This window comes from Verrucomicrobia bacterium S94 (assembly GCA_004299845.1).
In the GTDB taxonomy this organism is placed as follows: domain Bacteria; phylum Verrucomicrobiota; class Kiritimatiellia; order Kiritimatiellales; family Pontiellaceae; genus Pontiella.
This window is the reverse complement of the sequence record CP036201.1, coordinates 74,046-97,206: the sequence shown is the minus strand read 5'-3', so window position 1 is coordinate 97,206 and position 23,161 is coordinate 74,046. Positions and strand designations below refer to the sequence as shown.

General features: G+C 52.2%; 13 protein-coding genes and 1 pseudogene. 1 reads left to right on the top strand and 13 read right to left on the bottom strand.

All coding sequences use genetic code 11. The features are described from left to right. Positions 1-6 precede the first annotated feature (6 nt). From EGM51_00325 to EGM51_00315, 3 genes and pseudogenes are all read right to left on the bottom strand, one after another. A pseudogene (locus EGM51_00325) lies at positions 7-2,313 on the bottom strand (glycoside hydrolase family 42). Positions 2,314-2,398: 85 nt separating this feature from the next. After that, complete coding sequence (locus tag EGM51_00320; protein QBG45929.1) at positions 2,399-5,620, bottom strand: DUF4981 domain-containing protein; 3,222 nt, start codon at positions 5,618-5,620, stop codon at positions 2,399-2,401. A gap of 263 nt (positions 5,621-5,883) precedes the next feature. Continuing rightward, positions 5,884-7,269: a sulfatase gene (locus tag EGM51_00315; GenBank protein QBG45928.1), complete on the bottom strand. Its 1,386-nt coding sequence runs from the start codon at positions 7,267-7,269 to the stop codon at positions 5,884-5,886. A gap of 384 nt (positions 7,270-7,653) precedes the next feature. Between EGM51_00315 and EGM51_00310 the strand changes: the two genes are divergently transcribed. Then, positions 7,654-8,061, top strand: coding sequence for a hypothetical protein (locus EGM51_00310; protein QBG45927.1), 408 nt, complete (start codon positions 7,654-7,656; stop codon positions 8,059-8,061). Between the two features lie 19 nt (positions 8,062-8,080). Here EGM51_00310 and EGM51_00305 read toward each other — a convergent pair whose 3' ends face one another. From EGM51_00305 to EGM51_00260, 10 genes are all read right to left on the bottom strand, one after another. Next, positions 8,081-9,553 carry an alpha-L-fucosidase gene (locus EGM51_00305; GenBank protein ID QBG45926.1) on the bottom strand — a complete coding sequence of 491 codons (1,473 nt, stop codon included), beginning with the start codon at positions 9,551-9,553 and terminating at the stop codon, positions 8,081-8,083. A 315-nt stretch (positions 9,554-9,868) separates the two neighbouring features. Beyond that, complete coding sequence (locus tag EGM51_00300; protein QBG45925.1) at positions 9,869-11,041, bottom strand: helix-turn-helix domain-containing protein; 1,173 nt, start codon at positions 11,039-11,041, stop codon at positions 9,869-9,871. Between the two features lie 81 nt (positions 11,042-11,122). Continuing rightward, a complete protein-coding gene (locus tag EGM51_00295) occupies positions 11,123-11,923 on the bottom strand; it encodes a gluconate 5-dehydrogenase (GenBank protein ID QBG45924.1) in 801 nt (266 codons plus the stop codon). 18 nt (positions 11,924-11,941) lie between these two features. After that, positions 11,942-12,958 (bottom strand): Zn-dependent alcohol dehydrogenase, encoded by a 1,017-nt coding sequence (locus EGM51_00290; protein QBG45923.1) that lies wholly within the window; start codon positions 12,956-12,958, stop codon positions 11,942-11,944. An 83-nt stretch (positions 12,959-13,041) separates the two neighbouring features. Next, positions 13,042-14,145 (bottom strand): mandelate racemase/muconate lactonizing enzyme family protein, encoded by a 1,104-nt coding sequence (locus EGM51_00285; GenBank protein ID QBG45922.1) that lies wholly within the window; start codon positions 14,143-14,145, stop codon positions 13,042-13,044. Between the two features lie 109 nt (positions 14,146-14,254). Continuing rightward, positions 14,255-15,697: an aldehyde dehydrogenase gene (gene aldA / locus EGM51_00280; GenBank protein ID QBG45921.1), complete on the bottom strand. Its 1,443-nt coding sequence runs from the start codon at positions 15,695-15,697 to the stop codon at positions 14,255-14,257. A gap of 167 nt (positions 15,698-15,864) precedes the next feature. Further along, a complete protein-coding gene (locus tag EGM51_00275; protein ID QBG45920.1) occupies positions 15,865-17,166 on the bottom strand; it encodes a glycoside hydrolase in 1,302 nt (433 codons plus the stop codon). Further along, a complete protein-coding gene (locus EGM51_00270) occupies positions 17,163-19,706 on the bottom strand; it encodes a DUF4982 domain-containing protein (GenBank protein ID QBG45919.1) in 2,544 nt (847 codons plus the stop codon). Before EGM51_00270 ends, EGM51_00275 begins: the two co-directional genes overlap by 4 nt. A gap of 177 nt (positions 19,707-19,883) precedes the next feature. Beyond that, positions 19,884-20,117, bottom strand: coding sequence for a hypothetical protein (locus EGM51_00265; GenBank protein QBG45918.1), 234 nt, complete (start codon positions 20,115-20,117; stop codon positions 19,884-19,886). 172 nt (positions 20,118-20,289) lie between these two features. After that, on the bottom strand, positions 20,290-23,160 hold the full coding sequence (locus EGM51_00260; GenBank protein ID QBG45917.1) for a right-handed parallel beta-helix repeat-containing protein: 2,871 nt from the start codon (positions 23,158-23,160) through the stop codon (positions 20,290-20,292). Position 23,161: the final 1 nt, after the last annotated feature.

Sequence of the window (23,161 nt, the reverse complement as noted above, 5' to 3'; positions counted from 1 at the left end):
CCCCTCTTACCGCGCCGCAACATTCAGCAACAGCACCCCGTTGGATTTCAGTGCAAATGCAGAACCCATCGATTTCCCCGTAAGCACATCAACTGCATCCACCGGCTTTCCGTTCGAATCCTTCAGCTGCAGCTCGGCCGGGTGTTTTCCCAGATTCAGAATATTAACCAGATAACCTTCTCCGTTCGGATTTCTCACCACACGCCAGGTGCAGCCCTTGTGTGTTGATCCGTTATCCTCGGAAACAACAACCGGCTGTTTTGCCCCCGGGCTCAATGCCAGAGCTTTCTGCTTCATCTGCTCCGGAGTTGCACTTTTCGGAAGCACAATCAGCCGCCCCTTCCCCGGGGAAAGCTTTTCCCGGCGCGGTCGACCATACTGGTTTCTGTCCAGACTCCAGGCATCGACAATCACTGTGCCGCCGCCATCCAGATACTGCTGTAACGCCGCAAATTCGGAATCGGTCACAAACGGTGTTTTATACACCACCACCGTATCCCATAGACGGTGATCCTGTCTGGTCAGAATTTTTTCCGTCACATAGCCCAGCGGAAAACCTTCGAAAAACAGTTTTTCATACATCTCAAACTGATCGCTCATGTGCCGGGATTTGTTGATCGATGAGGTTTCCGAGTAGAACAGACGAACCGGACGACGCTGCCGGCGAATGGCCATGATTTCTTCCGAAACGCTGTTCAGGTCATACATCACCTGCGTCACTTCATTCACCACATGCGGCTGCTGATTGGCCGAAGCCGCATAGGATCCGGCCAACGCCGGATCAAAGAAATTCAGTTCACCTTCCATACGGTCTTCCGGAGATCCGTCCGGATCGCGTGCCCACCACCAGGCCAGATTGGCATCCATGCCCTGGATTGTCGCCAGCCAGTAGACGTTGCGCACATACTCCTCGGGCATATCCAGCTCGCGTACCCACGAAGCCGATAGAAAATGGTTTTCCGAGTTGAAGTGAATCTTGTTCGGCGCAACCGATTCCAGAAAATCGTAGGTCATGCTCAGCTCTTCCCAGCAATAGGCGTAGTGCGCCTCCCAAGGTTCAGACTGATTTGCATTCAGATTCCGGATCCATTTCGTTTTGGCATCATCGCCGATCATCGACGTCAGTTCGGTCAGTGCTTCCACATCAATGCCGTGCGAACGGTAATTTTCGGAAAACAGATTGGGTTGCAATTTGATGCTTGTCTCCGCTTCCGGATTTCCTTTACGCAATTCATTCTGAATATAGGTAAACCAATCCGTTACACGGTCCATATTAAAACGGCAGAAATCATACCACAGCGCTGTTCCCCGCAACGAACGCGGAAGCGGGAACGGATAGGAAACCTCTTCAAAGCTTCTGAATTCACTTTCCCAATTGCTGTTCAGTTTCCCGATATCACCGTTATAGTTTTTCTTCAGCCATGCTTTAAAGCGGGCATCCGTGTACGAAGAAACCGAATTCATCTCTTTATACCGCTGAGTCCAGTGCTCCTTCGCCGCATACCAGTGCGGCTCATTGGAAAGAATATAGCCGAGCTGGGTCACTTTTTTACCGCGGGTAAGTTCCCCTGACTTACGGGCGATTTTCCCCCATACCTCACGCATCAGCGGATTATCGATATCATAGCCCGTGAAAAGGCTTCGTCCTTTATCCGCCTCCGGTTCTCTCTCCAGCACCCACTCCGGAATCCCGCCGTTCCAGAACAGCAGAAACCCGACGTTAGTATTATGAATTTCGGTAATCTCTTTCAGCAGTTCCTCATCCCACGATCCGTCTTCCTTCAGCAGAAATGAATTGATCGCCCGATCATGGTCGACCGGATACAGGTTTTCACCACCGTGGAAGATGGCCCCGAGATGATCATTATACACCTGTTTATCAGTCAGCGGACGGCCCACCGATTTGGAAAAATAGTCATACAGAAAAACCGGTTTACCGTTACTCAGCAGAACATCCTCAACCACCTCGATATTTTCCCAGTTCACCCGGTTTACAGGACGACGAACGATCTCACCGCGGATTACCGCGCTCAGTGTGGCAATGCCCTTGTCCAGCAGCTCAATAACTTTCTTCCGCTCGAAATCCGGCAACTGTTCCGCCAGTTCCTTCTTCCGACTTTTAAAGGGCTGATGGTAGACGCCGAACAGATATTCATTCGCCTCCTTATGGGCTTCATCCCAATCTGCAAACTTAATAAACTCCTTTGAAAACCACACCACGGTTTCTTCACGTGCCACACAAAGTTCCTTCGCACGGGCCTGATCCATCAGCGCTTCAAGTTCACCGATTTTCACCAGAGCCTGCTCCTTCAATGGCACGTTTCCGGAACCGGCGAACGCCGACGACATAACCGCGCCTGCCAGTACACAACCCGCTAATGTGGCTTTATTCATCATTTCATTCCTGCTTGGTTTCCGGGATCATCATGAATCCGAATGCATAGCTTCCCGGATTTACGATATATTGAGGCAGTGTATCGGACAGCGTTCCGCCCAGCCCCGCCTGCACGAGATCAATATTCACGGTATAGAAACCCTGCGGTTTCAGATCAAAAGGATGCCTCGCCGCAGCAAGCTGTTCAGCGGAATAAGGCCAGACCGAAAAAGCGAAAACCGGAGCCCCGTCAAACTTCAGGCTGTGCATGCCGTCGGACAGCCGGAACCAGCGTGTATCACAGTGCCTGCCGTTTTCCTGCGGCACCGCATAGCTGTGAAACAGCTCGTCGGTTTTCAGTGAAAAATCATGCACGTCGGCACTGAGCTTCCGATCCTCATAATTTTCCCACGGCCCCCGCCCGTAATACGCAGCTTCGGAATACGCACCGGGAACGCCCAGCGTCATACCGACTCGGTAAAGGTTCGGCAGCGATGCATCGGCATCCAGTTCCATCCGCACTTCCACGGCACCATCGCTGAAAAAGGTATAAACGGTCGTCAGTTTAACCTTCTCCGCTTCGCGGTCCACGGCCACACGCACCGTATGCCCCTTGTAGGCTCCCGCTTTAAACTGCTTAACTCGGAACGCGCCCGGCAGTTTCCCCCACACCTTCTGCGAAGCATTAAACGGCTTCCAGCCGCGGCCGCGCAGATCATTGTCAACCGGCGGACGGTTAAAATTCGGCCTCAGCGGAGCCGCCAGCTGCTGCACCCCATTCACCGTATACGAAATCAGATTACCGTCCTGTTTCGAAACGACGGCCGAAAAATCAGGACCGCTGATTTCGACAACGCGATCATTTTCCTTAAACGAAACTTCTCCGTGCACCGCTGAAACATAAGCCGGCTTCGGTTGCGCTTCCCGGACCAGGAACTGGTTCTTGGCAATTTCAAATCCTTTTTCCGCCCACAGACGGTCCCGGGTTTCATGCACACTCACCCCGATCCAGTACTCCGCATCATCGCGCACATCCGAAAGGTCGGCAGGAATTTCAACCACAACGGCCTCACCCGGTTCAAGATCCAGTGGTTCAAGCACACCGGACTGCTGCTCCGTACCGTTTTCAGAAAAGCTCCAGCGGATTTCATACTCTTTGAGATTCGTGAAGCTGAACCGGTTTTCAATTTTCACCATCCGGTTACCCGCTCCTGAAATCTCCACCGGCTGGAAAACATATTTACATTCCCACGCATGCGGGTTCGGAGTGCGGTCCGATGCAAAAACACCGTTTAAACAGAAGTTTTCATCGTTCGGGATATCACCGAAATCGCCGCCATACGCAAAAAAGACCTCACCGTTTTCATTCGTCGTCTGCAGGCCCTGGTCAATCATGTCCCAGATAAATCCGCCGATCAGATTTTTGCGTGCGCGGATTTCCTTCCACCAGTCATTCAACCCGCCGACCGAATTCCCCATCGCATGCAGATATTCACACATCACGATCGGCCGATTAATCTGTTCGCTTTCACTCAACGTCACCAGCTGACGCAGTTCCGGATACATCCGGCTGATTACATCCACATAATCCGGATCAGTCGGATTGGCAAAAACCGGCCACTTTGTAACCTTGTAACCGACATCATCCTCCTCCACATAATCCGGATGCGTCGGATCGCCTTGCGCACCTTCATAATGAATAAAGCGCGACGGATCATAATATTTCACCCAGGCGGCCGCCGCCGCAAACCCCGGCCCTGTACCCGATTCATTACCCAGCGACCACGAAATGATGCTCGGATTGTTTTTATCACGCTCCACCATCCGCGTAACACGGCTCAACAGCGCCCCGTTCCATGATGGCTGGTTGGCAATATATCCGCCCAGATGATGCGTTTCGATATTCGCCTCACTCATCACATAAAGGCCGTATTCATTGCACAGCTGAAGAAAATAAGGATCGTTCGGATAATGGCTCGTACGCACCGCATTAAAATTAAACCGTTTCAGCAGTTCGACATCCCGGCGCATTTCCGCCCGCGTCAGCGCCTTGCCGTGCAAATGACTGTGATCATGTCGGTTCACGCCCATCAGCTTCACTTCTTCACCGTTGATCAGCAGTTGATTTTCCGGACCGAATTCCACACGCCGGAAACCGATGTCCTGACTGCGGGCCTCCACCACTTCGCCCTTTGAATTTTTCAACGTCAGCACCAGGCGGTAGAGGTTCGGCGTTTCCGCCGTCCATTTCTTCGGATTGCGGATATCCGCCTTCATGAACCCGAAGACCGGATGGTCCCGCGGCGGCCAGCGCTCTTCATGGATCTTTTTCGCGGAACAGAAAAGCGGTTTTTCAAAGACCTGTTCCGCTCCGTCAAACAGTTCCGCCGAAACCGTCCATCCTTCCAGATCAGCGTGACCTTTTTTCACCCAAAGACGCGGTCGGATTTCCAGTTTTCCATGTTCATAATTTTTGTCGAGCGATGCTCGAACATACATATCATTGATCGCAACCTTCGGCTGAGCCAACAGCAGCACTTCACGGTGAATCCCGCTCAGCCGCCACATATCCTGATCTTCCAGATACGATCCGTCACTCCAGCGGAACACCTGCACCGCCAGACGGTTCGTCCCCGGCTGCACATAATCGGTAATATCAAATTCCGCCGCCAGCCGGCTACCCTGACTGTAACCCACCTCTCTTCCGTTCACCCACACATAAAAGGCCGACGACACGCCGCCGAAATGCAGAATCACCGAATCGTCCTTCCAGCTATCGGGAACTTCAAAATCGCGAAAATAACTACCCACCGGATTATCGCGATAAATGTTCGGCGGCACCGGAGGCTGCGGCCCTTTCCAATCGTAGGCCAGATTGGTATCGAGAATGCCCGGTGTGAATGGATAGGTAATATTGGAATAGATCGGTTGGCCGTGCCCCTTCAGCTCCCAGTTGGAAGGAACCTCAATATCGTCCCAGCCCTCACCGGAAAAATCGGGTGCCATGAAATCCTTCGGCCGTTCATCCTCGGTCGGCACAGCCTTGAATTTCCATACGCCGTTGAGCGGCACCATACGCGATGTCGTACGATCACCGGCCAGCGCATCCTTCTCTGTTTTATAGGAATAAGCCGGCACCCGAGCCCCAAGCTTGTTGCGCTCGAACACCTGTTCATTTTCCCAGTCTTTCTGTGCCGCAAAACCGCTGCCCACCATAACCGCCATTACTCCAGAAACTGCTGTCATCCTTTTCATCATCACACTTTCATCTCTTCTTTACCGCCGAAACACACGCCATCCTTCAGAGAGGTTCTATTTATTGCCACAGGTTGAAATCAGCCAACATAGCTGATCTTGCAAGATTGCCGTCTCTTATTGCACTCGTACCTTGCGTTTTGGTTATTTTTTCAGGGACTGGAAGTTTTTACCACGGAAAATACGAAAGAACACCGTCCGCTACCCTACGGCCGAAAAGAGCAGAAAACCTTTCGGTAACGGATGACAGGCGCCTAATAATCCGCAGAAGGAGGAACCGAAAATTCATCGGCCCGGCGGGCTGACCACGCCTCCTCCTGACGGCGGAGCATAAACAGCGGACGCTGCAGCTCCATTTCCCATTCAAACTGTTTTTTGAAAAGCTGTTTCACCAGATCCGGATGTTCCGCCGCCAGATCATGCTGCTCGCCGGGATCTTCAGCTAAATTATACAGTTGTGGTGGCCGGTCCGGGAAGCGCAGCAGTTTCCAGTCACCGTCGCGGATCGCGGCGCGCGTTTCCATTTTCCAGTGCAGCGTCTGATGCGGCCGCCCCGTTTTTTCGCCCAGCAGATACGGCATCATATCCACCCCATCCAGATTTTCCGCCGGTTCCCCTCCGCCCGCTTTTACAAAGGTTGGAATCAGATCCAGTGTAATCATGGGATAATCATACGTTCTTCCCCGCGGCAGTTTCGACGGCCAGGCCACCACGCCGGGCACACGGATTCCCCCCTCCAGCTGCGTGCCCTTCACACCGGAAAACGGATAATTGCTCGACCCGTTTTTATCCATCGGTCCACCATTGTCGTTCGAAAAAACAATCAGCGTATTTTCGTAAAGCCCCAGCGCTTTCAGGGTATCCATAATTCTCCCGCACGCGCGGTCCAGCGACAATGTCATCTGCGCCACTTTGCGGCGGTTTCCCTCAAGCTGCGGAAACTTATCTTTATCTTTCGGATCCGGCTGCATCGGGGTATGTACCGCATTGAACGCAACATAGGCAAAAAACGGCTCATCCCGGTGACGGGCTATAAAATCGCATGTTTCAGCGGCCAGCGCATCCGTCAGATAGCCCTCGTGTTCTTTAAATTCCCCGAAATTGCGTTCCAGCAGATTTTCATGTTTCTGTTTCTCCGGCTGCGGATAAGGGAAAAAACTGCGTGCGCCGCCCCGGAACCCGTAAAACTCATCAAAACCGCGTTTCAGCGGATGATACCGATCCGCCACCCCCATATGCCATTTTCCGAAGACTGCGGTTTTATAGCCCAGCTCCTGAAGATAATTTCCAAGGGTTGGAAAATCGGTCGGCAGCCCCATTTCGTCGCCCAGCAGTTTTGAGTGAGGACTCATGATTCCCGGTACATTAATCTCCTCGAATCCGAAGCGCTGCTGATAACGGCCCGACAGCAGCCCGGCGCGCGACGGTCCGCACGTGGCCCCCGTTACATAAAACTGGGTCAGCACAACCCCGTCCTTCGCCAGCGCATCCAGATGCGGCGTTCTGAAATGGCGGCTGCCGTGAAATCCGAAATCCCCGTATCCCGCATCATCCGCAAACAACAGCACAATATTCGGCTTATCAGCAGCCAAAACAGACAGCGAAAACAGTAGAACCATAAAACCCGTTTTAATCCACATCGAAAATCTCCTTCAGCCAAAACCACTGAAATCCACGAAAATAAATCTTCGTGAATTCAGTGCCTTTCTGTATTTCCACGATCATTAAAACAGAATGGATATTAAAGAACATGGCGATTCCTGCAGGAGACCCTTCTTAAATTGCACTCCCCCTGCACCTTGCTGTTTGCGTAGCTTACTTTGAAGATTGAATGAAGAAGAGGAGTATGAAAACTCCAAAACCCTCATCACGCATCCCGACGGTTCCGTAATCAGCTGCGCCGTAGGACAAAGCGGTAAAGCCGGCATTGTGGCACTCCTCCGCCATTGCATTTCCCGACCACACCGGAATAATGGAAAATAAATGTTCACCCGCTAGACAATATATATAAGAGGAGCCCATTTATGAATCATGAAGAAGCGAAGCAGTTAAACATCCTGGCCGTTTTCCATTATGTTGCAGGCGGCATTACCGCACTCTTTTCATGCATACCGTTCATCCATGTTTTTATGGGGCTGGCCATCATTTCAGGTAAGTTCTTCGAAGAAACCGATGGAAATCCGCCACCGGCTCAGATCGGATGGTTGTTTGTAATCATGGGTTCCATCTTCATCCTCACCGGCTGGCTGACCGCCATCAGCATGATTGTGGCCGGGCGAAAACTCAGCCAACGGAAAAACCGGATGTACTGCATGGTCATCGCCGGAATTGAATGCATGTTCATGCCGTTTGGAACCGTGCTCGGGGTTTTCACCCTCATCGCACTGAATAAAGAATCAATCAGAGACGCTTTTCAGCCCGCAACGCACTGAGCCAACTAACACCGGAACATCACATGAATTCCACCTTGAAGACATAAGCGGCTTCGCAGGGCTTTTTGCCGTGCACATTCAGTTCAAGCCCTTTGCGGGTCTGTTTCCATCTCAGGTGATTTTTTCCGCTGACAAACTGCACGGATTTAATGCGCCGCGATTCGTGGGGATTATTCTTCGCCAGCGATTTGATAAGAAATTTTCCGTTTTTCGGCCAGCCCAATGCCGTGGCATAGAGGACATCGCCTTTCGTGGTAAAGCGAATATCTTTATAACCCGCCTCTTCATTGTTTTTTTCGGAATGATGACCTTTATTCACTTTAGTCGGGCCTTCGCCGTAGATTTTCCACGGCCGGGTATTAAACAGCGCTTCGCCGTTGACATCCATCCATTCCCCCATTGAAAGCAGAATCTCCTCGGCTTCTTTCGGAATAGTACCATCGGCTTTGGGTCCGATGTTGAGCAGCAGACAGCCGTTTTTACTGACAATATCGATCAGCTCGTCGAGCAGGTAGTCGGCGGTTTTATACTCCTCGTTTTCGATATAGCCCCAGGAAATTTTTCCGACGGAGGTATCGGTCTGCCACGGATATTTATAAATGTCGGACATACGCCCGCGTTCAATATCGAGCACGATAACATCTTCCGGGAAACAGTGGTATTTCATGTTCTTATCCTGAAAGACCACGCCTTTATTCCACTCCAGCCCTTTGTTGTAATAATAGGCCAGAATTTTTTTATGCACCGGTTCCCAACCGGGCTTATCCAGACCATAATCAAACCAGAGCAGATCCGGCTGATAATTATCGATGATGTCCGTGGTACGCTTCCACCAGAGATCGAGAAAATCCTGGTCCGGCTTTGAATCCTTATCGCGCGGATACCAGTAGAGGTCGGCATACTGCGGATCATTGGTATCCCAATGCGGATCGGTGGTTTTGTAATAAATCCGGTTCAGCGCAAAATGCGAGGATGCGCCGAACTTCATGCCCTCGGCCCGCACGGCATCAGCCAGCAGGCGCATGGTATCCTTTTTCGGCCCCATGTCCTTCACATTCCAGCGGGTGTGCTTCGACGCATACATGGCAAACCCGTCGTGATGTTCCGCCACCGGAACCACATAGCGCGCGCCGGCCTTTTTAAACAGTCTGGCCCAGGCTTTGGCATCAAACTTTTCGGCCTTGAACATGGGAATAAAATCCTTGTACCCGAATTCCGACGGATCCCCATAGGTTTCCTGATGATGCCGGAAGGCATTCATTCCGCCTTTGTTCCAGTTGGGATCATACATGCCCGGCGCATATTTTTCCGACATATAAGCCGGCACCGCATAAGGGCCCCAATGAATAAAAATACCGAACTTGGCATCACGGAACCATTCCGGCACCTGATACCGGCTCCGGATCGAATCCCAGTCGGGCTCATAGCGGAAGCTGTCCGCCGCAGCACCGATTACACACAGGACAGAAAACAGGAATACACGTTTCATCATAAATCACCTTTCATACAAGAATACAAAAGCTACTCACAGAACCCTCCCCACAGGCAACCCTTCTTTTGGATATGTTATACCAAACGTTAAAACTATCCGGTATAAATTTGATCCCTCGCAGAGGCGTTGAGGACGCAGAGAAATTCAATCATAAACAGCTCCGCGCTCTCTGCATCTCTGCACGGACTAACGCTGTCGTTAAGACCGGAATGTTTTAGTAAATGATATTACCTATCTCGGAACGTTCGAATCTGACGGAATCTACTGAAACATCCAGAGGCAGAAAAAACACCGCCCGGAATAAGGAGGAAATCATCAGCTGTTGGATCCGAAGCGGTATTCCTTGCGATAGGCAGATGGAGTCTTTCCGGTCTCTTTGCGGAAGGCCGCATTGAAACGCTCGCGCGAACAATAGCCGCAGGCTTCTGCCAGCACTTCCACCAGCATGTCGGATTCCCGCAACAGCCTGCAGGCACGTTTAATCCGGGAACGCCGGATCTCTTCGTGCAGCGTGCGGCCGACTTCGGCCTTAAACCGTTTTTCCAGCACACGACGGTTACAGAACAACGCGTCTGTAATTTCCGTTACCGTCAGCGGCTGGTGGGCATGCTCACTGATAAAGCGTAGCGCACGCCCAACCAGCTCATCGTTCACTTCCAGAATATCCGTGGAATGCCGCTGCACCACCCGCTCCGGTGCAACCATGATCGGTTCTGCAGGAACCGCCGCTCCCTTCATCAGATCGTCCAGCAACTGGGCCGCCTGATAACCGATTCGCTCAGCACCGAGTTCAACGGTCGTCAAACCCGGCTTTACCATCTCGCAGATAAACGGGCTGTTATCCACACCGATAACCGCAACGTCTTCAGGAACCCGCAACCCGTGGTCCTGACACGCTTCGATGACCATGCGGCCCAGATAATCCTCTGCTGCAAAAACGCCGACCGTCTCCCCTTTCTGCAGATCGAGACAGCGTTCCGGCCGGGAGATATCTTTCTGACTTTCCAGGCGCTGAACCAAATGCCCGCGTTTTTCCAGCGCCTGAATAAAGCCACGGACCTTTAAATCGCCGCTCGCACCTTTGATCGACCAGCAGGTCGCTGCAAAACGGCTGATTCCTTTATCCAGAAAATGCTCCGCCGCCATACGGCCGATAGCCATGTTATCCATCAGCACCGAAGCCACCGGAAGATTGAGGTAGTCCGACTTCACATTCACCGCAGGAATGCCGCGGTCCTGCAGATCAGCAATCACCTCGGGAGTCAGACGACCGATCACGCCGGCACCCTTCCACGCTTTCAGGTCCTGCCGGGAAATCTGCGGGAATCCCCGGTTGGTGTAAAACCGCCACCCCTTGAGATTACTGTAACGCGCCACGCCGCTGACAATACTCCGGTAATAATTACTGTTGTAATCAATGCACAACGCAATCTCTATGGCTTTTTCGGGCATAGGTTTAAACGGGGATACTCTTTGCGGTCCATCCATCTACCGGTCACTCTATCGCTGGATGAACGCTTTCCCTAATAAACACAAAGGGGCGGATAGCCATCCGCCCCTGCTGAAGCATTAAACGACGTTTTCGCCTTTAACGTAACCGAAGTTGGCCGTAATACCGCCATCCACATACAGCACATGACCGTTAACAAACTGGCTGGCTTTGGAAGCCAGGAAGAGCGCCGCATTACCGACATCTTCCGGTTCACCCCAGCGGTCGGCCGGTGTACGGGTCATAACCAGATCGTTGAACGGATGTCCGCCTTCACGGATCGGAGCGGTCTGCGCCGTAGCAATGTAGCCCGGACCGATGCCGTTCACCTGAATATTATACTTCGCCCACTCACAGCACATATTGGCCGTCAGCATTTTCAGGCCGCCTTTTGCGGATGCATAAGCCGAAACGGAATTACGTCCATAACGGCTCATCATCGAACACATGTTGATAATCTTGCCTTCACGCTTCTTGATCATGTTCGGTGCAACACGCTTACTGACAATGAACGGCGCAACGAGGTCGACATCGATCACCTGCTCAAATTCCTCTACCGGCATATCCAGAATCGGAATACGTTTGATGATCCCCGCATTGTTCACCAGAATATCGATTTCGCCGACGTCCTGCTCAATTTTAGAGATTCCGGCATCCACTTCCGCTTCGCTGCAGACATTGAAAACCAGCGTGTAGGCATCAATGCCGGCCGCCGCGTATTCTTTCTTTGCGGATTCCAGTTTTGCTTCATCAATATCGTTTACACAGATTTTGGCACCGGCCTGGCCCAGCACCATGCCGACCGCCATTCCGATACCATGTGTACCGCCGGTTACCAGCGCAACCTTTCCTTTAAGATCAAACAGATCCATTACACTCATTGTTCTTCTCCTGTTAATTTATGAACACTTAATCAAACTCTTCATCGCCGTCGCATTACCATCCAGAGCCTGGAATGCCTTGGTGATATCTTCCAGTTCCTGAATATCGGTAATCAGCGTCTCGCAATCGATGTCGCCCTTCACCACCAGCTCAATCGCCTTTTCATAGTCCGCCGCCTCATAGACGCGCGCCCCCATCAGCTCAAGCTCCCGCCAGAAAAACTTGAACATATCAACTTCCGGCTTATTGGCAAAAATCGCCACCATCACAATACGTCCACGTACTGCCGCAGCTTCAGTCATAGTTTCAATGCCCGGCTTTGAACCGGAAACCTCAAAGACGACTTCCGCACCTTTGTCGCCGGTACGTTTCCACATCTCTTCGGCCACATTGACTTTACGCGGATCCAGCGTCTGGAAACCAAGTTTTTCAGCCACTTCCAGACGGTAATCGCTCACCTCGGAAATCACGACATTGCCGCCCGCCTGCCGTGCAACCATCGCCACCAGCAGACCGATCGGACCGCCGCCGATCACCAGCACATCTTCACCTTCTTTGATTTTTGCGCGGCCCACATCGTGGCAGGCCACTGCAGTCGGCTCAATCAGTGCCGCATAATCAAGACGCATTTCGGCCGGAATCTTATGCAGGGTGTGCGCCGGCAGCGTCCACATTTCCTGCATGGCGCCCTCCGTATCCAGCCCCAGGAACTTCAGATTCTGACAGACATGAATATATCCTTTTTTACAGGCCGCACATTCGCCACAATGGCTTAATGGACGCACCACCACATGGTCCCCCACTTCAAGCCCTTCAACACCGGCCCCGACCGCATCCACTACCGCCGAACATTCATGACCGATCACCCGGTTTGTGGTTACCCGCGCATCCATCGAACCGTGGTATACATGCAGGTCGGTTCCGCAGATTCCGCAATATGCAATTTTAATCCGCGCATCGCCCGGCCCCGGCTCTTTCGGCTGATCCTCTTTGATCGTGAAACTTTTATTTCCTGAATAATATGCAGCTTTCATTTTCCATTCCTTTATTTGAAAATTCGTATTGAAGACCTTACGGAGCAAACGACTGAAATGCGTACACTCCAGCCCGGTTCCCCTTAAGCCTTCAGCGATTCAACTTCATACGGCTTGAGCTTTTCCCAGTTGAAAACGACACCGATCCCCGGCTCGTCAGATGCGACCGCACGATGGTTCTCCACGACCAGCGGCCGGGTTGTATATTCGTCGATCGGGAAACTGTGCACTTCCAGCCAGCCGGAATTCGACTGTGCCGAAACGAGGCTGACATGCAGTTCCTGCATACCGTGCGAACAGACCGGCAGATCATATTTCCGCGAAAGCTCCGCCACCGCCAGCCATCCGGTAATACCGCCGCAATTGGAAGCATCCGGCTGAATATACGAAAGTTTCGCCTGCTCGAATGCATAACCGAATTCATGAATCGTATGCAGATTTTCGCCCATGGCCAGCGGCACACCGGTGGCCTCCGCGATTTCAGCATACCCCCGGTAATTATCCGGAATCGTCGGCTCTTCGAACCAGGTGATGTCATACGGCTTAAAACGTTCTGCCGCTTCGATCGCTTTTTCAACACTCATCGAATAGTTCGCATCCACCATGAACGTAACATCCGGCCCGATCAGCTCACGAACTGCGGCAATCCGCTCAATGTCCTCTTCAAGATTTTCACGGCCGATCTTAATCTTCACCGCATTGAAGCCGGAAGCCAGATAGCCGCGAATGTTGTTCAGCAGTTTTTCCAGCGGGAACATCAGGTCAATCCCGCCGCAATAGGCTTTGCAGGTGTTCCCCGCTCCACCGGCCATCTTCCAGAGCGGTTCACCGGCCTTTCTGCATTTGATATCCCACAGCGCAATATCAACTGCGGAAATGGCGAACGACGCAATGCCGCCTCGACCGACATAATGAATGTGCCACTCCATGAAATCGTAGATGCCATCAATGTCGGTTCCATCCCGGCCGATCAGCGCCGGTGCAAGGTCGTGTTCGATCATGGCCCTGATCGCGTAGCCGCCCTTTCCACCGGTATAGGTATAACCGGTGCCCTTACTGCCGTCTTCGAGGGTGACCGTTGCAGTGACCAGCTCGAAATAATGATGATCGCCGTGTTTCGCATCCGACAGCACTTCCGCCAGCGGTACTTCAAACAGGCGCGTTTCAATAGATTTAATTAAACTCATCTTAATCCCGTTACCGAATGCCGATTTTAGACTGCCGATTTATCCGTTCACTTTTACACCCGCCGGGTAAACAAACGGAAATCGGCATTCGGAAATCGGCCATCCCTGTTTAGTTATAGTTCACATAGAACGTCTTCTTTTCAAGATACTGCTCAAAACCGTACTTGCCGTCTTCGCCGCCGGTACCCGAAAGCTTATACCCGTTGTGGAAACCCTGGTGCTGCTCACCGTGACCCCGATTCACATAAATCTCACCACACTCCAGTTCGTCCGTGAGACGGAGGATATTTTTCATATCCTTTGTGAAGATCATGCAGGCCAGCCCATAATCAGCGTCATTGGCATATTCAATCGCCTGATCCAGTCCTTTGAATTTAACCACCGGCAGAATCGGACCGAACGACTCTTCATGAACAATGGTCATATCCTGTGTCACATCCGTCAGAATCGTCGGCTCGAACCAGTTTCCTCCTTCAAATCCGGGAACCTCGGCCTCCTTGCCGCCGTACGCAACCGTTGCCCCTTCCTTCACACTGATTTCGACGAGCTCTTTCATATGCTCAAGCTCTCTGGCATTCACTTTCGGGCCCATATCCGAAGATTCATCCATTGGATCGCCGACCTTGATGGCTTCCACCATTGGCATGAAAATTTTCATAAAGTCGTCATAAACCGATTCCTCAACATACATACGCTCATTGCAGGTGCAGACCTGCCCGCAGTTGTCGAATCGGGAATGCAGTGCTGCAGCAGCGGCCTGTTCGAGATCGGCATCTTCGAGAACGATGAACGGTGCCTTGCCGCCCAGCTCCAGCTGGCAGTGCGCCATATTTTCCGAAGCGGCCTTGAGAATCGCCTGACCCGCCGGCGTGCTGCCGGTCATAGTGATCATCTTGGTGATCGGATGACGGCAGAGCGCATCGCCCATGGTCCGGCCGGGACCGGTCACAATGTTCAGCACCCCATCGGGAACTCCCGCTTTTTTCGCCAGTGGCCCAAGCTCCAGTGTCGACATCGGAGTTTCCGAGGTCGGCTTAACCACAATCGCGTTCCCTGCAACCAACGCGGGCCCGATTTTGCGGCCGGCCAGTGCAAGCGGGAAATTCCAGGCCGTAATCCCCACCACCACCCCGCGCGGAATTTTATGAATCCAGATATGCTCATTTTCGTTATCGGATTTCACAATATCGCCGTCCATCTGACGGGCCCAGTCACAGGCATATTCAATGAACGAGCAGCAGACATCCACCTCGAATCGCGCCACCGTCAGCAGCTTGCCCTGTTCAGCCGTCAGCAGGCGGGCCAGCTCTTCACGGTTCGCCTGAATCTCTTTACAGAAATTACGCAGAATTTCGGCCCGTTTGCGCGGCGGCATTTTTGCCCAGCCTTTCTGCGCTTTTTCCGCCGCCTGTAGGGCGATTTGCGCATCCTCCTCGTTACCGTCCTGAATCGTTCCGATGACTTCACCTGTGGACGGATTCAAAACCTTGTCAATCTGGTCGGATACGGAATCAACCCACGCTCCATTGATAAACTGCTTATACTCTTTCATGATCCAGCCTCCTTAGATAGTTAAAAAATCAGCGAGCAGTTTAGGACTTCTCCACGCCGCGTAAACACGCATTATGCGTTAACTATGTGATTATATGCGAATTTTAACCACATTAAAAAAACAGCCGCCCCGCATATCCTGCAAAGACGGCTGTACCCCTCAGAAAATCAATCTTTCACCAGTTTTTTATTTTCCGGTTTTTTCAGCATTTCCGTTTCTTCAGCGAGATCCTCTTTGGCCAGCTGTTCAAGCCGTTTCCGGGCGCCTTCGGAAAGTCCCTCGCGAAAATAAACCTCCGGCGACCAGTGACGCGTAGACTCTTTCATCTGCTGATCATGATAATCCAGACTCAGATCGCAGTCGAACCGTCCAAGTATGCTGTGCTTCCTGCCCTCATCGCCCACCTGTGTGAAATGGCAGAGTCCCCAGGTAATGCCGCGCCCATCGCCCGAATCTGTAAACGCATCCGGCACGTAAGGCCCCGCAGCAACCGGAAGCAATGTAGAGTTTGCCTGTTCCCGAAAATTGATTCCATCCGGCGACCACTGGATACTTTCCATTTCATTACCATGCCGCCCGGCCAGCGCCGCAATACCGCCTTTAAACGGAAAATATGCGGTTTCATGTCCCGAATTGAGCACCGGATTCAACGGGCATTTTTCAAACGGACCCAGAGGATGGTCAGCTATTGCGAGCCCCTGGGCGCGCACCAGTTCAGGGCGACCGTTAAAGTCGGATTTGTAATAGAGATAAATCCGGCCCCTGTAGACCAGCGGATAAGGGTCATGAATAGAATACTGATCCCACGATCCCTTCGGCCCGTTCGGAATGACAGCCCGATTCAGCGGAGTCCAGGGCCCGTCCGGTGAATCGGCCCAGGAAACCGCCACCGGACAGTCATCGCCGCGCTTGCCCGGCATTTCCTGAAAGCCCTGATAATAGAGATAATACTTCCCCTCCCAGACCAGAATGTCCGGCGTGGACACCGAGCGCCAGCCGGGAAAAGGCTTCGGCGGACGCGGTATGGCAACGCCCTGTTCCTCCCAGCTGAACCCGTCCTCCGACGTGGCATACCAGATTTCCGACATATCCCAGTCATATGACGGCAGAATCTCCGAACCACCGCCGGCCCCCTGCGGCGGCACCTGCGTTTTACGGCAGGTATACCAGACATAATACTGCCCATTGTATTTAATCACTTTTGAGGGATCCCGGCGGGTAACCGTTCCGTCATGGTCGTTGTAGTCCAGTCCCTTAATAGGGGTGTAGCGGAATATGGAAAACAGTTCATTCCACCAATAGGTCGGCGCGGCATAGTCGTCGTATGCCCGCTCCATCGCTTCGCTGAGCGGCATATCCGGTTTTTCCATCGGCAACTTGTAAGGGAAAGGCTTCGCCTGCGTCATCAGGCCTCCAAAGAATGAGACCGCGAACACCGCCAACGCCCGGCGAATCACGACCATACTCATTTTTCGCCCTCCGTCGAAATTGAAACAGAAGCATTCACCAGACCTTTTCCTGTAGCTCCGATTTCATAGAACCCCTCGGCTTCAGTTGCCTGCACAATCAGCAACGCACGACCTTGATACGTTCTGATTTTATTAGACTGAAAATCCTGAACATTATCCGGAGCACCCGTATCAACCCCCAGCAGCTTCAGGCCCTCCGGAATTGAAAAGGTGATCTCGCGGTTTTCGGTGTACACCGGATTTCCCTGCTGATCCAACAGCTGAACAACGATATGCGCCACGTCATAGCCATCCGCCATCAGCCGGGTTTTATCCGCCGTCAACCGTATTCCGACGGGAGCTCCATGTGTCGACAGCGTACATTCACTGAGCTTCCCATCTTTCCACCCTCGGGCCACCAGTGTGCCTTTTTCAAACGGCACGCCCCATTTGATGATATGATCTTCGAAATCAGCCAGTTTTTTCCGCCCCAGCGATTTCCCGTTCAACAAAAGCTCTGCCTCTTCGCAATTGGTGTAGAGCTCCACCACCATCATGCGACCGTCTTCAAAATTCCAATGATTGAAAACCGGCTGCCAGCTCCAGAGCATATGCTTCCAGCTGTCCGGATCCTTCAAAACCACATTTCCCGCGGCATCCAGCGCATAGAGCTCGTTCCCGCGGTATTTGATCTCCTCAATATAATTGATGCCGAATGCCAGATGCGGCTCATCACGCCAAAGCGTGCGGTACATATGCCAGCTGCCTTTTTTGAAACCGGCCGTATCCAGCATTCCACTGCCGTTAACCTTCACCGGGTATTCGCCACGCACTTCGCCCATATAATCGATCCCGGTCCAGAGAAACGTGCCGGCAATATGATCCCTCTCCACAACCGCTTGCCACTCGTGATACTGCGGAACATTTTCCGTCCCCATAATCGGTTTTTCCGGAAGCACTTCATGACCATAATCATAGAGTACGCGCCGATAACTGTAGCCCATCATATCCAGCGCATCGGCATACCCCGAAAAATGACTGGCCGAAGGTAGAATACAGTTGGCCGTAACCGGCCGCGTCGTATCCAGCTCCTTTACCCACCGGGAAAGCTTCTGCGCGGTTTCCCCGATGTCGTACCGCCCACGCGGCAGTGTTTCAAGCTGATGTTTAATCTCTTCGGTACTAAACGGCGGTTCACTCCAGAAATAGTTTCCGTTCCAGTTCATATTGTTAAAAAAACCGGTCGCCGCTTTGTTGCGCGGATAGGTCCATTCAATCTCATTACCGATGCTCCACTGGATAATGGACGGATGATTACGATGGCTCAGCACCGTTGTTTTGAGGTCCTCCTCCCCTCGCATATGGAAATGTTCTCCATACCCCTGCGTCTCATAATGAACTTCCTGCTGGTTCATATTGAACCGTTTATCCTTGGGATTATCCCACTCATCGAAAAATTCATCCTGAACCAGAAAGCCCAGTTCGTCGCACAGATCGAGCAGCACCGTCGACGCCGGATTATGCGCACTGCGGATGGCATTGCATCCGCCTTCCTTCAGCATTTCAAGCCGCCGGCGCCACACCCCTTCCGGCACCGCACTGCCGACCAGACCGCCATCATGATGCAGACAGACGCCCTTGATTTTCATGCTCCGACCGTTCAGTGAAAAACCGGTATCCGGATCAAAACTGAAGGTGCGGATTCCGATCCGGGTAAATGAGGAATCCACCGTTTCTTCATCCACAACCAGCTCGGTTTTCGCCGTGTAAAGATACGGATCGTCGACATTCCAGCGGCGGGGATTTTTCACCCTGACCTGCTGTTCAACCGTACTGCACTCCCCGCCGTTCAGTTTCATCCGTTTGGAATCCGATGCGACCACCTGGCCGTTTGCATCGAGAATGGAGGTAATAACCCGGAATTTCCGGCTATCGGAATAGTCGTTCTGTACCCGGATCTCCGCCTGTATCCGGGCTGATTTTTCCGATGCCGAAACCGTGGTATAAAACGTGCCCCAGATCGGAATATGCAGTTTATCCGTAGTGATTAATTCCACATTACGGTAGATCCCCGCCCCGGTATACCAGCGACTGTCGGCATAACGGGTGTGGTCCACCTTCACGGTCAGCACATTGGTTCCGTGCTCATTGAGGTGCGGGGTAAGATCGTAATAAAACGGGGTATAACCGTTGGGATGGAACCCGAGTTTCCGGCCATTGATCCAGACATCGGAATTATTATAAACCCCGTCAAAAAGAACCTGCACCTTTTTACCGGACAGCGCCCCGGTCTCAAACGTCTTACGATACCAGCCAATCCCTTTTCCAGGAATGACCCCCGTAGCCTGATAAAACGGGAGATTAGACTGACATGAATTTTCCACCACCCAGTCGTGCGGCAGATCCAGCGAACGCCATGTCGAATCATCATAATGTTCGTCCTGCGGAACGCCTTCAACATCAAGAGCAAAACACCAGTCCCGGTTAAAATCAAGCACACGCTCAGCCCCTGCCGCCACACTCATTCCAACAAGCACTGCCATCATTAAAAACGTATTCACTTTCCGACCTTTCTATAATCCAGACTCATCGTAAAATGTACGCCGTAATATAATAATGCGTACATTGTTCAATTGGACTATACAGACAGCCGCCTATTGAAAGATACGGGTGAAAAGGATCCGAGTACCGGCACTATGGAAGTACGGAAACCGATATGGCATTCACCTGTAATCCGCTCAGGCCGGAAGCATTTCTCCCCGGATGGATTGACTGAAAAAAACCTGCGTAAATTCATGGCCGCTCCACGAAAACGGCGCTCTGTAAATTTCCCCGGAATACAAACTGCAGCCCGTTACCGGATCGGTGCCGCTGACCACCACTTCGTCCTGCTCAAACCGCCGGAACGTCACGTTATCTTTCTGCACCACCTGCTCGCGATACGTGCCTTCATGAATGATGCACGTTATCACCCGCCGACATCACCGCAACCGCCTGTGAAATCGTTTTAAACGGGTAGGAAACCGCCCATCTTCCGCCGACTCCGACGATGCATGATCCACATGATACGTTGCCGACCAGGCCAGAGCCGGCATCAACGTAATAAAAGTAAACAGTTTTTTCACCCCGATCTCCTTTTCAAATTCAAGGCATACTTACGGAAACCGAATACACCTTCGTCCCCGTATATCCTGCACCGCCCTGACTCAGGTTATGAGACTGAAAAAAGCCATAAGCTCCGGAACCGGTTAAGGCATTGTATACCGCATCATCCACTCCGGTCACCGTCCCGATGCCCGTATCATCTCCATCCGTCAGATTCTGCAGCCGCACCGTATATGTGGTCGATGCGGCATCTGATCCCAGCGTAATTTCATAATCAAACTGAAGCAGATCGCCGGCATCCAGCGTGTTCTCAATGATGGCCGCTCCTGTCGAACTGTATTCATTGAGTAAGCGATATTTATCGGCACCCTTGAGAATCTGGAGATTGGCATCTGCGGAAGAGCCTGCTGTTCCCTCCGATGCATCTGTGCCGTCGACTTTCACCCCACCCAGGAAAATATACGCATAGTTGGTTGGCGTGGCATAACTTCCCTCAAATTCAAATTTGACACTCAGGCTGTATGATTCACCGGGATTCAACTGCACGGCATGAGTCAGCACAGCGATACTGTTTTCATCCGGAGTTGATGCATGGCCCGTCCCGGCAGAATCATTTACCGTCCACCCCGCATCCGCATTCCAGTTCTGCTGCCCGTCAAGAAGTCCATCGCTGTAATCGGGGGAAGTAAACTCCATGACAGTCATGGTCGGTAGAGGCGGTGGCGGAGCATCCCCTTCAAACAGACGGAAAAATTCCTGCGGGGTCGAGATGGGATTCGTCACCGATCCGGTACCGGAAGCATCAACGGAAAGATGAGCCTGAACAACCGTCCAGGCACTATCGATCAGGTTTGTTTTAGACTGCAGTTCAAACCAGCCGTTGGCCGGACCATTGGTGAAACTGAGTATCACATCCGTACCGGCCACTTCCATGTGATCGATGCGAATCCATCCGGAAGTTTCATCCTCCAGTAGCCAGGAAAACGAGGATGGCGTCCAGTCCGGACCGGGAATCCAGCGGATTCCGCCGTATTCATAGGCACCGATATCCGGGAAAATTCCGGCATACCCTTCGGTCACTCCGTCAATAACCCATCCCTGATCCACAATATCGGGATCATTCACCGGCATAAAATTTTTATCCGCAATGGAAACAAAGGGATCGGAAGCCACCTGCACATTATTTGAAAAAACGTTATCCAGTGTTTCATCTTCAGTATAACTCCCAGCCCCCGAATCCCACCAGTCGCGCACATCCGAGAGATTATTAATCAGCGTATTATCGCGCACATCGGTCCGCACCCCGTTACGTTCCGGCACCCAGCACAGAATAACCGCTTCACCGGCACCGACGTTCCAGAATGTATTGTTGTAAATTTCATTCTCCAGGGCATCCCAGTTGAAATGCAGTCCGCCCCATTGAACATCCCACACCACATTGTGATGCACTTTGTATCCCGCAGTATTATTATCGAGATAGATTCCTGTTGCTTTAATCCCGGCATATGACGGCGCATAGGCGTCATAAAACCAGTTATAGCTGAGCTCCACATCCTGTGGAACGCTGTTTCCGGTGACATAAAACAGCCCGCCATCGGCGCACGCTTTGGGCCCGTCCGATACCTCGTTATAACTGAATACCGTGCCGGCACCGGTCGCCCGGGTAACGTCACGTGCCGACCCGGAAATACTGTTGCTTACAATGAGAGCATCCGGACCGCTTGAACGGATCGGGCAGCAGTGATTGCCCTGCTGATCAAAGTTCCGGATGATGTTATTGCGGATGATGGTGCGGTCCGCATTTCCGCCGACGTTGATTCCGTTGGCGGTTCCTTCTTCCAGCAGGCAGCGTTCAATCCGGTTATCATCTCCGGTGACCTGAATCGCGGCCCCGCCGGCCGTGGAGGCTCCCGAACTATCAATATCCGGAATAAGCCCGTAAATACAGTGACGCAGACGCATATTCACCAGGGCGCAGTGGTGATTTTTCATGTTCACATACCCACCGAACAGGTTGAGCCCTTCAACCTCGATATAATTTTCAGTCAGATCAAGGGCCCTGTCGCGAACGGCAATCTCAACGATACCGGTGGACGGATCGACTCCGTTCGGCGCATAAAAATAAAGCGTCTGCGCCCCGGAGTCATAATACCATTCGCCAGGAGCATCCAGCGCTTCAAGACGGTTCAGCAGATAGAAAGTTCCGCGATGCCCGTTTTCATAGGTTAAAGGCGAATGATTACTGAACGGCCATTGATCTGTGGGCATCGGCGTAAATGAGAGCCGGTGCGTTCCGGGATCAAACCCCGTGATGCTCCGCTGAACGGAACAGCCGCTGTGTGCTCCGAGCCAGAAGATGATACCGCTGGTCCAGTAGTCCGGAATTTCATCATTCGTAATATATGACGCGGAGTAGGTTCCTGAAGCGGTATCCGCAAATTCGGCATCATAGGTATATGGATCACCATCCAGATCATTCGGCCAGCGGGCCAGCTGCATAGCCTCGCTGTTGAAAAAGACCATGTTCTTATTTCCCATCGGCATATTCACACCGGTGGCTTTATAGACATTCCCTGTATGCACCTGCCAGTTATCGACCACTTCGGTTCCCGAAACAACCACCGGCTCATCGTTGTATGCCGTATACCGGATCGGCGATCCGGCCGACCCCGACCGGGCCGGCACAATGGTTTCCCGGTAAATCCCCCGATGAATATAACAGGTGTCACCCGCCGACATCACTTCCGATGCCTGGGCGATTGTTCTGAACGGATACGCGGCTGAGCCGTCTTCATATATTTCAAGCGAAGCCTGATCCACATGATAATCTGCCCCCAATACCAGCGAAGGCAGTACAGCGAGTATAATCAGCGTGTATTTCATTCCACTCCCTCTTTTACAACCATTCATC